At 69.8% G+C, this 11439-nt stretch carries 17 protein-coding genes, 1 tRNA gene and 1 pseudogene; 9 read left to right on the top strand and 10 right to left on the bottom strand.

The features are described 5' to 3' along the window. Positions 1 to 223, bottom strand: a pseudogene (locus tag E1287_RS38820) (hypothetical protein); the annotation flags it as partial. Between the two features lie 107 nt (positions 224 to 330). On the opposite strand from E1287_RS38820, the gene E1287_RS38815 reads away from it, so the two are divergent. Together E1287_RS38815 and E1287_RS38810 are read left to right on the top strand one after the other, a co-directional pair. After that, positions 331 to 416, top strand: a tRNA-Leu gene (locus E1287_RS38815). A gap of 324 nt (positions 417 to 740) precedes the next feature. After that, positions 741 to 923 carry a hypothetical protein gene (locus tag E1287_RS38810; RefSeq protein ID WP_131970386.1) on the top strand — a complete coding sequence of 61 codons (183 nt, stop codon included), beginning with the start codon at positions 741 to 743 and terminating at the stop codon, positions 921 to 923. Between the two features lie 11 nt (positions 924 to 934). On the opposite strand, the gene E1287_RS46495 is transcribed toward E1287_RS38810, so the two are convergent. Next, on the bottom strand, positions 935 to 1060 hold the full coding sequence (locus tag E1287_RS46495) for a hypothetical protein (protein WP_279508514.1): 126 nt from the start codon (positions 1058 to 1060) through the stop codon (positions 935 to 937). Positions 1061 to 1312: 252 nt separating this feature from the next. Between E1287_RS46495 and E1287_RS38805 the strand changes: the two genes are divergently transcribed. After that, positions 1313 to 1672 carry an HPF/RaiA family ribosome-associated protein gene (locus tag E1287_RS38805; protein WP_131970384.1) on the top strand — a complete coding sequence of 120 codons (360 nt, stop codon included), beginning with the start codon at positions 1313 to 1315 and terminating at the stop codon, positions 1670 to 1672. Positions 1673 to 2040: 368 nt separating this feature from the next. Here the strand turns inward: E1287_RS38805 and E1287_RS38800 are convergent, their stop codons facing one another. Together E1287_RS38800 and E1287_RS38795 are read right to left on the bottom strand one after the other, a co-directional pair. Further along, on the bottom strand, positions 2041 to 2955 hold the full coding sequence (locus tag E1287_RS38800; RefSeq protein WP_131970382.1) for a LysR substrate-binding domain-containing protein: 915 nt from the start codon (positions 2953 to 2955) through the stop codon (positions 2041 to 2043). 63 nt (positions 2956 to 3018) lie between these two features. Next, positions 3019 to 3315: a hypothetical protein gene (locus E1287_RS38795; RefSeq protein WP_131970380.1), complete on the bottom strand. Its 297-nt coding sequence runs from the start codon at positions 3313 to 3315 to the stop codon at positions 3019 to 3021. A gap of 374 nt (positions 3316 to 3689) precedes the next feature. On the opposite strand from E1287_RS38795, the gene E1287_RS38790 reads away from it, so the two are divergent. Continuing rightward, on the top strand, positions 3690 to 4007 hold the full coding sequence (locus tag E1287_RS38790) for a UBP-type zinc finger domain-containing protein (protein ID WP_347814005.1): 318 nt from the start codon (positions 3690 to 3692) through the stop codon (positions 4005 to 4007). Positions 4008 to 4271: 264 nt separating this feature from the next. Here the strand turns inward: E1287_RS38790 and E1287_RS44365 are convergent, their stop codons facing one another. Continuing rightward, positions 4272 to 4439 (bottom strand): hypothetical protein, encoded by a 168-nt coding sequence (locus tag E1287_RS44365; protein ID WP_165969411.1) that lies wholly within the window; start codon positions 4437 to 4439, stop codon positions 4272 to 4274. Positions 4440 to 4442: 3 nt separating this feature from the next. On the opposite strand from E1287_RS44365, the gene E1287_RS38785 reads away from it, so the two are divergent. After that, positions 4443 to 4670, top strand: a complete 228-nt coding sequence (locus E1287_RS38785) for a hypothetical protein (protein WP_165969410.1) — start codon at positions 4443 to 4445, stop codon at positions 4668 to 4670. Between the two features lie 519 nt (positions 4671 to 5189). On the opposite strand, the gene E1287_RS38780 is transcribed toward E1287_RS38785, so the two are convergent. The 3 genes from E1287_RS38780 to E1287_RS38770 form a co-directional block, all read right to left on the bottom strand. Next, complete coding sequence (locus E1287_RS38780; RefSeq protein ID WP_131970374.1) at positions 5190 to 5639, bottom strand: STAS domain-containing protein; 450 nt, start codon at positions 5637 to 5639, stop codon at positions 5190 to 5192. A gap of 77 nt (positions 5640 to 5716) precedes the next feature. Next, positions 5717 to 6295, bottom strand: a complete 579-nt coding sequence (locus E1287_RS38775) for a DUF5994 family protein (protein WP_131970372.1) — start codon at positions 6293 to 6295, stop codon at positions 5717 to 5719. Positions 6296 to 6342: 47 nt separating this feature from the next. Next, the gene (locus tag E1287_RS38770) at positions 6343 to 6705 is read right to left on the bottom strand and encodes a hypothetical protein (protein ID WP_131970370.1); all 363 of its coding nucleotides are present in this window, start codon (positions 6703 to 6705) and stop codon (positions 6343 to 6345) included. 495 nt (positions 6706 to 7200) lie between these two features. Between E1287_RS38770 and E1287_RS38765 the strand changes: the two genes are divergently transcribed. Continuing rightward, complete coding sequence (locus tag E1287_RS38765) at positions 7201 to 7560, top strand: PRC-barrel domain-containing protein (RefSeq protein WP_207934723.1); 360 nt, start codon at positions 7201 to 7203, stop codon at positions 7558 to 7560. A gap of 34 nt (positions 7561 to 7594) precedes the next feature. Continuing rightward, positions 7595 to 7762, top strand: a complete 168-nt coding sequence (locus tag E1287_RS44360; protein ID WP_165969409.1) for a hypothetical protein — start codon at positions 7595 to 7597, stop codon at positions 7760 to 7762. Between the two features lie 39 nt (positions 7763 to 7801). Here E1287_RS44360 and E1287_RS38760 read toward each other — a convergent pair whose 3' ends face one another. Then, complete coding sequence (locus E1287_RS38760) at positions 7802 to 8776, bottom strand: YihY/virulence factor BrkB family protein (RefSeq protein WP_207934722.1); 975 nt, start codon at positions 8774 to 8776, stop codon at positions 7802 to 7804. Between the two features lie 119 nt (positions 8777 to 8895). After that, on the bottom strand, positions 8896 to 9036 hold the full coding sequence (locus tag E1287_RS44355) for a hypothetical protein (protein ID WP_165969413.1): 141 nt from the start codon (positions 9034 to 9036) through the stop codon (positions 8896 to 8898). Between the two features lie 464 nt (positions 9037 to 9500). Here E1287_RS44355 and E1287_RS38750 point away from each other — a divergent pair, with 464 nt between their 5' ends. Continuing rightward, on the top strand, positions 9501 to 9941 hold the full coding sequence (locus tag E1287_RS38750) for an STAS domain-containing protein (protein WP_165969412.1): 441 nt from the start codon (positions 9501 to 9503) through the stop codon (positions 9939 to 9941). A gap of 596 nt (positions 9942 to 10537) precedes the next feature. Continuing rightward, the coding region (locus E1287_RS38745) for an acyl-CoA desaturase (protein ID WP_347814006.1) at positions 10538 to 11439 on the top strand (902 nt) is incomplete at its 3' end.

The following is an 11439-nucleotide window of genomic DNA, read 5'->3' as shown; positions in this document are numbered from 1 at the left end:
CCTCCCCCTCGATCCGCGCCACCAGGCTCGCCCGCCCCGGATGCGACTCGAAGATCCGCGCCTCCAGCCCGACCTCCGCGAGCCGCTCCGCGACATACTCCGCCGCCACCCGCTCCCCCGGCCCCGAATGATCTCCCGGGTTGCTGGTGTCGATCCGGATCAGCTCCTGACAGAGCCGGACGACCTCGTCCTCAGCGGTCGGCTGCTGGGCCACAGTGCTCACCTCGCGTAGTCGCGTACCCGTCCCATGGTGCCCGCCGATCGACTTCGCCGCGACTCGCCACCTTTGGTATGGTGAAGCCCGCCGCAGCCCGCTGCGGCCTGCAACCGGTCCGGGTGGCGGAATAGGCAGACGCGCTAGCTTGAGGTGCTAGTGCCCTTCACGGGGCATGGGGGTTCAAGTCCCCCCTCGGACACAGAATTGCCCCATGAAGCTCGGCGGGAAGAGCCTAACCACGCCGGGTCCGTTCCTCCCTGATGGCCCAACCTGAGCGATCACAACCATATTCAGGTCGTTTGGCGTGCAGGGAAAGTGCGGCCTCGCCTGGTCCGGCGCCTGCCAAACCGGGGTCGAGGCTGGCGAGAAGCCCAGGGAGGACGGTGAGCAGCCGGTCTTCACGCACGTAGAGATTCTTCGGCTGATCCGGCTGCGAGCTTGGCGCTGGTGTGGCCGTGGCGACCCAGTGCGAGTCCATCCGCCGCATGCGATCCCGCACGCCACCAACCCGGCCAGCACATAGGTGCGGCAGCCACCGTCCCGCGTGGGCCTGGCGGTACGGATCGTCTGCGCGGCCAGGAAGTCCTCGTCGCTGACCAGCGCAGAATGCGAGGGCAGCTCGGAGATCACCCACTCCTGCACCGGGTTCCAGCGCCGCACCACCTGGCGGAACAACACCAGCTCGCGCATGACGCCTCAGCTCTGAACGGCCCTCGGTCACCGGCGAAACCCCCTGCGGACCTTCTTCGCCGCGTGTTCGGCCTGCTCGCCGACCTGCCCGGTGCCGACCTCGGCGCGGTCGGCCCGGCCGCTGCAGCCGTTGAGCCGGACATCGATGCGCATGAGAGTTCCCCAGGTCCGCCCGCCCTCGCCGGCTCGGTCCGCCGCCGCACGTGCGGTGTATCACACCTGGTGATGAGTTGTTCTGAGACCGCCTGTGTCCGGGGAGGCGCCGTTGCGGTGTGCTGTGAGAGAGGGCTCCGCCGCCGCGTCCCCGCCTTGGCCGCACCGCGGGCCCGCCCTCGATGCCGGTCGGACCGGGGCGCGAAGCGCCCCGAAGCAGAGGGTCGCCACAATGAAGGGAACGAGACGCTCGTGACCATTGACAGGCAGTCGGCCGCCATCGCCGGACGGCTCAGGCTCGGCACCGGCTTCGCCGATTCCGAACGCGATCAGATCGTCGAGTGCTTCACACCGCTCTGGACCCGGCTTCGGTCGTTCGAGCATGCCGCGGTCCAGCTCGAACTCAGCGTCAAGGACCGCGGGGGCGCCGGCCCTCTGATGACCCTCACCTGCGAGATCGCCGACCGGCCCGGCCTGGTGGCGACATCGGCCGAACACGACGTCACCGCCGCGCTGTTCGAGGTGCGGGACGGTCTCATGCACCAGGTCGAGGACGCCAAGACCCGCCGCGAACCCCGGATGCGACCCGGATCCCGCCACCGGCCGGCATGAGCGTGCACGCCCTCGGCCCGCCGCATCCGGGCGACCCGGGGGACTCAGCGGCTTCCGTGTCCTCGGACGGCGGAGCGCGGGCAGTCAAGGTGTGGTCCATCCCGCCGAGGCCCGACGACGGAGAGCCGGTCGCCGCCAAACGACACGGGATGCGGACTGCCGCTGAACGCGCAACCGCGATCAGCCTGTCACCGCCGTCGACGCCACAACGGGTGTTGCGGCCGGGTGGCGGGGGCGCACGGCGCTTGATGGTGGCCGGTGGTCCCGCACGAATGACGGCGGTGGATCGCGACCCAGTTGATCACGCTGCCTGGAAGCTGACGCGTCGCACCGGTCGCTGTGAGCGGGCGGGGGCCGGTCGATGATGGTCAGCCGGTCGGTTGGTCGGCGGCGGCCAGCCAGCCGAGCCGTTCGGACATGTTCCGGGCGCAGGTGACGACGGCGTGTACGTGATCGGAGTCGTCGGCCGCGCGCCACAGGATCGACCAGGGGTAGTACGAGACCGGGTCGGTGAGCGGGCGCCAGATCGTCCCCGGCAGTGCGGAGATGCAGGACGAGGGCACGCAGTACAGGCAGCGGCCCTGGGCGACCAGGGCGGACGCGGCGTGGACGCTGTCGACGGTGCCCTCGTGCACCGTCGGGGTGAAGCCGGCGGCCCGGCACATCTCGACGGTGAACTGGTTGAACTCCGGGGCCTTCATCTCCTCGGCCAGCAGCAGCGGTTCGCGGGCGAGGGCCTCGACCGGCACCGCGTCCAGGTCGGCGAACCGGTGCCCGCGAGGGACCAGGACTCCGAGACGGTCCAGGCGGAACAGGTGCGAGGCGACCCCGCTCGGCGCCAGTGCGGCACGGCCGATGCCCACGTCCAGACGCCCGTCGACGAGCTGCTGATACTGCTCGGGGACGCCGACCTCGACCTGGTGGATCACCAGGTCCGGGTAGCGGGCCTGCGCCTCATGGAGGATCTGCGGCATCGAGTCATAGCTGGCGTCGATGATGCCCACCCGCAACGCCGGTGAGGTGCCCTGCGCGGTCCGGGCGACCCGGGCGGCGCGCTCCACGTGAGCGAGGATCTGCCGCGCCTCGACCAGGAACGCCGCCCCGGCCGGGGTCAGGGCGACGTAGTGGGTGGTGCGCTCCAGCAGCCGCACGCCAAGTTCCCGCTCCAGCCGCTGGATCTGCTGGCTCAGCGCCGACTGGACGATATGCTCGCGGGCCGCCGCGCGGCCGAAGTTGAGCTCCTCGGAAACGGCGACGAAGTAGCGGAGCTGGCGCAGTTCCACATCTCCTGCCTTCTGAGCTGGAACAGCGAGACCTGCTCGCGGGGCCCACCTCGCGGCGTGCTTTTAGAGGGGTTCACTGATCCAGTGCCAGACGCCCCCCTGGTGCCGTGCGCGGACGAGTTGGGCGCCGCTGGAATCGGCGAGCTCGGCGACCGCCCGGATCAGCTGACGATGGAAGTCGTTAGGCAGGTGCGAGTCGGACGAGCCTTCCAGGAGGGACACGCTGACCTTGGCGTCGTCGCGGAGCTGCGCGGTCAGCCGTCCGGTCTCGTCCAGGCGGAGCATCACGATCGCATCAGCGCGGACGATGTCATGGCCGCCGCTGGCAGCGACCCAGACCTCGGTCACCGTTCCGCTCATGGACCTCACCTCCCCGGCTCCCGACAATCCGCAGGGCCACTACCCAACATAGGCGGTTCGACATCACGTCCGTCAGAATCGCGACGACGACATGCGGCCCCTGACATGCGGCGCAGACGGGACGTGCGGCCCAGACGGGCGGCCGCGGGGTCACGTCCGCCACCGCCGGTTATCGCCCCCACTGATCGAGCTTGCTCGGATCGCCCGTTGCGGCGGGCCGGGTATCGAGCTCAACTGGTAGTAGGCGCCAATCACGCGTCCGATTCCGGAGCGGAAGATCATGACCACGATCGTGCCCGTCGGCGATCCACCGCGTCCGGAACTGGAGTACTGATCAAACGGCAGCGCGTCGCGGTGCTCGGAGGGGGCTCTCGATGAACCACGAAATGAGAGTCCGAATCATGACCTTGAGCGTGCCGACCAGCCCGAACGGATCGGCGCCACATTGTGAGCATGTGGACGGGCTGGCGCCCGTCACTCCACGATCGCGCGGCTGCACGGTGTGCGAGGCGCGAGGAGGCGGGTGGACGGCCCTCCGGATCTGTCTGACCTGCGGCTGGGTGGCGTGTTCCGACGACTCACCGAACCGGCACGCACAAGCGCATTACCAGGAGACCGACCATCCGCTCGCCGCCGCGATGGAACCGGGATCCACCTGGAGATGGTGCTACGTCCACGAACGTCTGGTCTGACTCCGGCCAGTTTCCAGTGGTCGACGGACCGCCAAGCCGAGCCGCTCCCGGTTCCACGCTCGGCGTCCTAGCCCGGCCGGTGGCGTCCAACCGGTCATCTCCCGGGGAGAAGGGACGTTCGGAAAACGGCTGTTTCCCCCGCCGCCGAGGGAGGGGGTTGAATGAAAATGAACGGGCATGCCGGCCCGGTAGCCGTATCTTCTGTGGCGCATTGGGGCCGCTGCTTCGACCGGTTCGGAAGACCGATCCTGGCAGTCACCGAATTCATGGCTCGTCGAGGAGTTCGGTCATGGACATCATCGCCTGGATCATTAACCTGAGTTCGCCGAACAGCGGTGTGTGATGCCCATAGCGGGTGGCGTCGCCCTCCTGACGATCGGCGCGATTCTCACTTTCGCCGTCACGGGGTCCATACGCGATATCGATCTGCACGCGGTGGGCACCATTTTGATGGCCGCCGGTGCGGCGGTGCTGCTGCTTCCGCTGGTCATGCGCGGCATGTCGCCCCCGAAGCGATGGTCCGCCCGCAGCCGCCAGGACGCCATCGACGAGGCGGACAACGGGCCGCGGAACTCCGCCGCGCCGCCGCACCGCGACAGCCCGCCCGACGCTGACGGCCCGACCCGCCAAGACCGCGCCCGGCCGCGACGCAGCCGACGCTAGACAAGGGTGCCCGCATGAACATCGCCGGTGAACACCGCCTGACAGGTCCTGAGGCTGGGCCCGGCCGCGAAGGTTTGTGGAAGCGCCGTCCCCGCATCAGCGGTTCCGCCGCACTCGCGGCGCCCGGCTGTCACCCCGAGTTCGGTGACCGTGACCAGGCCCGACAAAGAGGTGCCCGATGACCATGAAAGATGAATACCTGCGGCTGATGAGGGGGCTCATCGGCGGCATGGCCATTGCGGTGGCCCTCGTCTGCGCGCTCATCGCGGCGGTCGCCATCGTCGTCTCCTGACGCGACCGAGGGCCGGGAACCACGACGTAAGGACGGCCCGCCCGGTCGGCAACCGTCACCGGCCGGCGCGCAGACGGGTTGCGCGGCGGCTTCGACTCCGGTGCGGGTGCGGGCTCCCCGATCAGGATCGAGCCCGGACCGGGACGCCCGCCGTATGGTCGGGCGCCCCGGAACCGGGCTCGGCTTGGCTAGATCGCCTGGGCTGTAGCCAGCGCGATTCGCCGAGGCTATACAGCGATGTCGGCGTGGATGTCCGGAGTGGAGTGGACGGTGAGGGCGCGACCGAGCGCGGTGAGGCGGAGCTGCGCGGCGACCTGGGGGCCCGGGGCGGCGAGGCGCACGGTGACGCCGAGCCCTGCGGCGCGGCGCTGGATGCCGACCAGTACGGCCAGTCCGGCCGCGTCGGCGGTCGCCACCTCCCTCAGGTCGAGGATCAGCAGGCGGCCGCTGTGGCGCAACACGCCGATCAGGTGCTCGCGCAGCGCTGGAGCGGCGGCGCCGTCCAGGGCGCCCGACAGCGCGACGATGGTGTGGCCGGGACGCCGGTGGGCGGGCATCCTCACTTCGTCGGGGGCCCGCACAAGGGCCGCGGTGGCGGGCGTGAGGGCGGGCGCGGTGACGGGCGCGAGGGCGGGCGCGGTCGCGGTGGCGGTGGCGGTGGCGGTGAGTGTGGTCATGGTGATCTCCGATCACGGGTGGGCGGGCGCGTCGGCCCGGACGGCCGGATGACGGACCGGCCGGGCGGCGGAGCGGATCAATGTGCCGCGAGGCGTTCCTGCAGTCGTCCGCCCTCGGACTCCCAGTCGCTCTCGGAGACCGTCGGGGCGCCGGCCCGGTCCATCCGGCCGGGTGGCGGAGTGAGGGCGGCCAGCAGGTCAGGAGTGTGCAGGAGGTTGTGCGGGTGGGACGCCAGCTCCATCGACGCCTCGGCCTCGGCCTGCGGTGTGGAGACCGGGACGGTGAACAGGTCCACGCGCCGGCCGTCGGCCTGGATCGCGGTGAGCAGCCCGGAGGGCAGGGAGTCGAACCAGCTCAGCCGCACCACCCGGGTTTCGGCCGGGCCGTCGATCCGCAGCCGGCGAGGGTGGCCGTCCCAGTCGTCCACCCGGAGCAGGACGTGGGTGATGGGACGCTGGTCGTCGATCGGGCCGTGGTCCTGCAAGGCCAGGATCAAGCCCGGCAGTTCCGCGACCGGGTCGGTCGAACGGGGCCACCAGGCACCGTCCAGCACGGGCCGCGCCGAGCCGGGAGGGGTCGCGGGACGCAGCCGCAGCCGGGGAGTCGAGGGTGGTGACAGGCTGATCGTGGTGCGGCGTTCGGTGGTGGTCCACATGGCAGGCGCCTTCCTTGGGCTTCCGATCGGGGTGGTGGGTCGGATTCTCAGCGGAGGCGCTTGCGGGTCAGCGGGCGCAGTTGCGTGAGGCGGGCCATGCCCAGAAGCAGGGTGACCGCTATCCCGGCGGCCATGGCGGCCATGAGCACGACCGCCTGTGGCAGGACGCCGCTCATCCCGGCGAAGGAGATCCGCACATCGCCGGTGTTGCTCACCACGAGAACCATGAAGAGGATCAAGATGGCGGCGACGGCCCACAGCTCGGACCACACCACGCTCGTGCGGGCCGCCTCCACCGTCCGCGGCGACGGCGGCGACTCGCGCCGATCGGGGACTCTGGGGCCAGGTGGTCTGAGCTGCGACACCGAGCCGGTCTGGCCATTGGCGCGCGGCTTGTGCGAGGTCTGCATGGCTCCCCCTCTCCGGGGGGCGGGCCGGTGTGACGGATCAGCCCTCAGAACGGGATGTCGTCGTTTACCGGATACTTTTATCCTACCCGAATAATTGCCAACATACGGAAAACGGAAATAGTTTCTGGGTGATTCGCTCACGCATCGAGGCCGTCGACGCCGGAGCGCGAGAAACCCGCTCCATTTCAGCCGATTTCCGGTCCAGCCGGCGGGTTATCAGCGCGAGTGATGGGTTGTGCATGGATTGGCTGTGTCCATCCTCGGGTCCCCGGGCTTGGGTGGACGGTGCCGGCCCACGTGCCCGGGGGAAATTGGGCCGAAGGTTCCAGGGCCGTCCGCTCCTCCCCGAGCCGGCGGCCCTGGACCAGCCCGCCCGTCGTGAACGAGGGTGTCATGATCGCCGATCGCCACGGGTGAACCGGAATAGGCCGACCTTGGACGAGTTGGACGACGAAGACGGGGGACCCTGACCCCATCAGGCCCAGGGAAGGAGTCATGATGATCCAACTGGCTGACATCCGGGAATGGCGCACCCACACCGTCCTGGACTCCGGCGGACACAAGATCGGCACACTGGAGTCGGTCTACGTCGACACCAGCACCGACGAACCCGCGATGGCCACCGTGCGGATCGGCCTGCCCACCCGCCACCGGCTGACCTTCGTTCCGCTGGACGGCGCGACCGCCGGGCCCGGCTACGTGCGAGTCGCCCACGACAAGGCGCTGGTCAAGCACTGCCCGGCGATCGGCACCGATGACGTCCTGCCCGCCAAGGACGAGGAAGCCGTCTTCCGGCACTACGGCCTGGACTACCAGCCCGGCGCCGGCGGCGAACGCCAGCTCGCCCGCCGCTGACCGCTCCCGTCCCGACGACCGAACGGGCACACCCATGATGCTCCTCTTCCTCCTTGTGGTCATCGCCGCGCTGGTGCTGGCCATCCTCGGCATCCTCATCGAGGGCATGTTCTACCTGCTCATCATCGGCGCCATTGTCCTCATCGCCGATGTGGCGCTCCTGGCCCTGCGTTCGACCAGGCGCCGGCGACCGCTCCGCTGACGCCCCCGCCGCAGGGGCGGCCCGGATAGCGGCCAGGTGTCAGTCCGGGTCGTCGCGTCGAGGCGGGTCGAAGTCGACGTCGACGTTCTCGAAGCCCTTGTGGCGTTCGGTCTCGGCGTAGGAGGTGTAGGCGCGCCGGTCCCCGGCGGTCAGTTCGACGTTGTCGGTGAAGGGCGTCAGCAGGCTACGGGGCCACAGCCGCCGCTCACGGACGACGTTGATCTCGGCGCTCAGCACGAAGACGACCGCGCCCAGATAGATCCACGTCAGCAGGCCGAGCACGATGCCGAACATGCCGTAGGTGGCACTGGCGCCCTTGAGCATGTGACCGAGCAGGAACGTCCCGGCCCACTGAATGATCTGCCAGACCAGCGCCGCGGCGATCGCCCCGGTCCGGACCTGCGCGATGGTGAGCCGCCGGGCGGTCAGCACCCGGAACGCCACCGTGAACAGCACCACGTTGAGGGCAACGGCCACCACGATGGCCGCCGCCCGCACACCGGCGCCGAAGACGCCACCGGAAGCGGTCACCGCCGACAGCAGCGTGGTCACCAGGATCACCGCGCCGCCGACCGCCAGCAGCACCAGGCTGCGCACCCTGGCTGCGATGGGATTCGGCCGGGAGTTACGCGGAACTCCCCATATCTTGTTCAGCGCGTTCTGGGTGGCCTGCACGACGCCCAGCCCGCCGAACAGGCTGCCCACGACGCCCGTGACCAGAGCCAGGAAACTGCCGTGGAAGGAATGGATGTTCGCGCCGATCTGGTCCCCGATCACCGGGAACTGCGCAAGCGCCGAATCCAGCACGCGTTCCTGCAGCCCGGGGCTGCCCTCCAACGCGAACCCCAGACCGGTGACCAGCAACAGCAGCAACGGGAACAGCGACAGGAACCCGTAAAAGGTGATCAACGCCGTGAGATACCCGCCCTGGTCGTCCACGAATTTGTACACCACCGCCAGCGGCAGACCCGCCCAGCGATGCCGCCTCTGATAGGCGTCCACGCGGCCGACCACTCCCACACGGCCCTTCTTCCCTCAGCAGCGCTCGCCCAACGCCCGATCGCCCGGTTCCGGCGAGCGGCCGCCTCCTGTTCGGTCGGCGACGTCCGACAGCCGTAGCCGCGCCTCGGCCCCTACTCGGCAGGCCACTTGTAGCGGAGGCACCACTGATGAACCGGCAGACCGATGACGTTCACCTCCACGACGCGGTCAGCGGACGTATGAGCCTCGCGGACGATTTCGTCCACGCGCTGATCCTCGGTCATGCGCGGCACGCGGGCCTCCTCTTCCGAAGGGCCGGACGTCGACGTCCTCGAAGAAGGACGTCTGCTCGTGGCCAAGGTCCGCCAGGCGGGAGTAGGCGCCTCGGACCGGTGTCCTCAGCGAGCAGGCTGCCCTCGGCAACGTCCAGTGGCAGGAAGCCGGCCGCGATCTGGACCGGCACGTCGCCCGCGTACATTGCGCCCCGGCGTACCAGCACCTCGGTTCCTTCTCGGACACCCAGCCGCTCGGCGTCATCGTCCGGAGCGGGCGTTCGCTCGCGAATACGCGCCGCTGGTGCTCCGCATTGAATGGGGCGCAGGGTTAGACCGCGCGTTGTGAGCGGCTTATGCTACGTGCGACGGCGGCAGTCGTCTGTCGGCCGCTCCAGACCCTGGCGGCGTATGTGCATACGCTCCAGGGAAGGGCTGTCATGACGGCTTTCGAACCCTCGCCCCTATCTTCCGTTCCACTGGCGGTGCGAACGCGGCTGGACACCACGACCGGCGACCGCGTCCGAGCCGGGTCGCAGGTCAGTCTCCGGCGGACGGACGTCGACTGCGGTGCCGAGGCGACGGCGACGGTGCTGGCACTCGCCGGCGAGATCGACGCCTCCAACAGCGGCTGGCTGACCGTCCGGCTCAGCGCCATGATCGCCAGCGCGTCCACCGGCCACGCCGGCGCGGCGCCGAGCGGTGGTGTGGTCATCGATCTCACGCGCGTCAGGTTCTGCGACGCCAGCGGTATCACTGCCCTGGTCAAAGCCTTCAAACATGCTGAGAGCATGCACCTGGTCCTGGAACTGGCCGGAGCCACGGGCCGGGTCGACCGCATCCTTTGCCTGACCGGCATCGACGACGTCCTCACCCTGCATACAGGGCCGGCGGACGCGTTGAAGGCGCTGTGCAGCCCAGCGTGACCGCCACACGGCTCGGCCTGCCGAACGCGCATCGCACCGTCTGTCCCGGCACTACCGCGCGGCCTATGAGGTCGCGACTTGCGGGCTTGCCGGAGCCGTGGTCAACGTCAGCCGGTGGCGTGCGGTGGCGCGGGCTGTACCGCATCCAAGAGCACCTGCCCTTGCACGACGTGATCGGCCATCAGCCGACTGTCGGCGAACTGCTCGGCCTGCTGGCTGGTGTGAACGCACACCGCGACCCGCCCGTCCCGGAAAGCGTCCGCGGCAACTGACCGGCCCTGCACTCCACCGGTGAGGTGGCGTTGCGGCGCGGGTGCGTGTTCGAGCGTGCAGGTGGACGGTTTGGCCTGGTGAGAGACCTCCTCAGAGGCAAGATCGGGTGAGCGGGAGGCTGCGTGGAGGCATGGGTGCGGCGTGCTCGGGTATGCGGTGCGCTCCAGAACCGGAGAAAGCCGTAGATCTACCCAGCGAAGGAGGAGGCGAGGGTCATGACCTCGATGACCTCACCGGGGCTGACCGTGGACCGGCCGAGAGCGCGTGGCCGGCCCGCACCGGCCTTGACGGAGGGACGCAAGTCCACCACGGCCGTGGTGGTGATGTGGGTCATGGTGGTGGTGCCGCTCGCGGCGTTGGCCGCGGCCGTGCCGGTGGCGTGGGGCTGGGGCTTGGGCCCGCTCGACGTGCTCCTCGCGATTACCGGGTATGTGATCGCGGGGCTCGGCGTCACCGTCGGGTTCCACCGCTACCTCACCCATGGGTCGTTCAAAACCGGCCAGCCGGTGCGCGTGGCCCTGGCGGTGGCCGGGAGCCTGTCCGTGGAGGGGCCGGTGATCGGATGGGTGGCCGACCACCGCCGTCACCACGCCTTCGCCGACCGCGAGGGCGACCCGCACTCACCGTGGCGGTTCGGGCACAGCGTCCGCGGCTTGGCCAAGGGCATGGTGTTCGCGCACGTCGGCTGGATGTTCAACCGCGATTTCACCAACCGGGAGCGATTCGCCAAGGACCTGCTCGCCGACCCTGCGATTCGCCGCGTGGACCGGTGGTTCCCGATCCTGGCCGGGGTGTCGCTGCTGACGCCACCGGCGGCCGGGCTGCTGATCACCGGGACCTGGACGGGTGCCGCGACCGCGTTCTTCTGGGGGTCCCTGGTCCGGATCGCCCTGCTGCACCACGTCACCTGGTCGATCAACTCGGTCTGCCACGTGTTCGGCGACCGGCCGCTGACCACCCGCGACCGCGCCACCAACTTCTGGCCGCTGGCGATCCTGTCGTTCGGCGAGAGCTGGCACAACGGCCACCACGCCGATCCCACCAGCGCCCGGCACGGCATGCTGCCGGGTCAGATCGACCCCTCGGCCCGGTTCATCCGGTGCCTGGAGATGCTCGGCTGGGCACGCGACGTGCGCTGGCCCACCCAGGCCCGCATCGCCGCCCGGCGCCGTGAAACCGACCACGGCCCCGTCCGAGAGCCCACCGCCCCGCCCCACCGCCGCAG

The organism is Actinomadura sp. KC06 (genome assembly GCF_004348735.1).
Taxonomy (GTDB): Bacteria; Actinomycetota; Actinomycetes; order Streptosporangiales; family Streptosporangiaceae; genus Spirillospora.
The sequence above is the reverse complement of the archived record's forward strand: the minus strand, read 5'-3'. Positions and strand labels throughout refer to the sequence as shown.

Excerpts from the sequence above, each read along its gene's own strand:
- E1287_RS38765 (WP_207934723.1), top strand. The coding sequence starts at position 7,201 with ATGATGATCCAACTGGCTGACATCCGGGAATGGCGCACCCACACCGTC.
- E1287_RS38775 (WP_131970372.1), bottom strand. The coding sequence starts at position 6,295 with ATGTGGACCACCACCGAACGCCGCACCACGATCAGCCTGTCACCACCC.
- E1287_RS38770 (WP_131970370.1), bottom strand. The coding sequence starts at position 6,705 with ATGCAGACCTCGCACAAGCCGCGCGCCAATGGCCAGACCGGCTCGGTG.
- E1287_RS44360 (WP_165969409.1), top strand. The coding sequence starts at position 7,595 with ATGATGCTCCTCTTCCTCCTTGTGGTCATCGCCGCGCTGGTGCTGGCC.
- E1287_RS38795 (WP_131970380.1), bottom strand. The coding sequence starts at position 3,315 with ATGAGCGGAACGGTGACCGAGGTCTGGGTCGCTGCCAGCGGCGGCCAT.
- E1287_RS38780 (WP_131970374.1), bottom strand. The coding sequence starts at position 5,639 with ATGACCACACTCACCGCCACCGCCACCGCCACCGCGACCGCGCCCGCC.
- E1287_RS38790 (WP_347814005.1), top strand. The coding sequence starts at position 3,690 with ATGAACCACGAAATGAGAGTCCGAATCATGACCTTGAGCGTGCCGACC.
- E1287_RS46495 (WP_279508514.1), bottom strand. The coding sequence starts at position 1,060 with ATGCGCATCGATGTCCGGCTCAACGGCTGCAGCGGCCGGGCCGACCGC.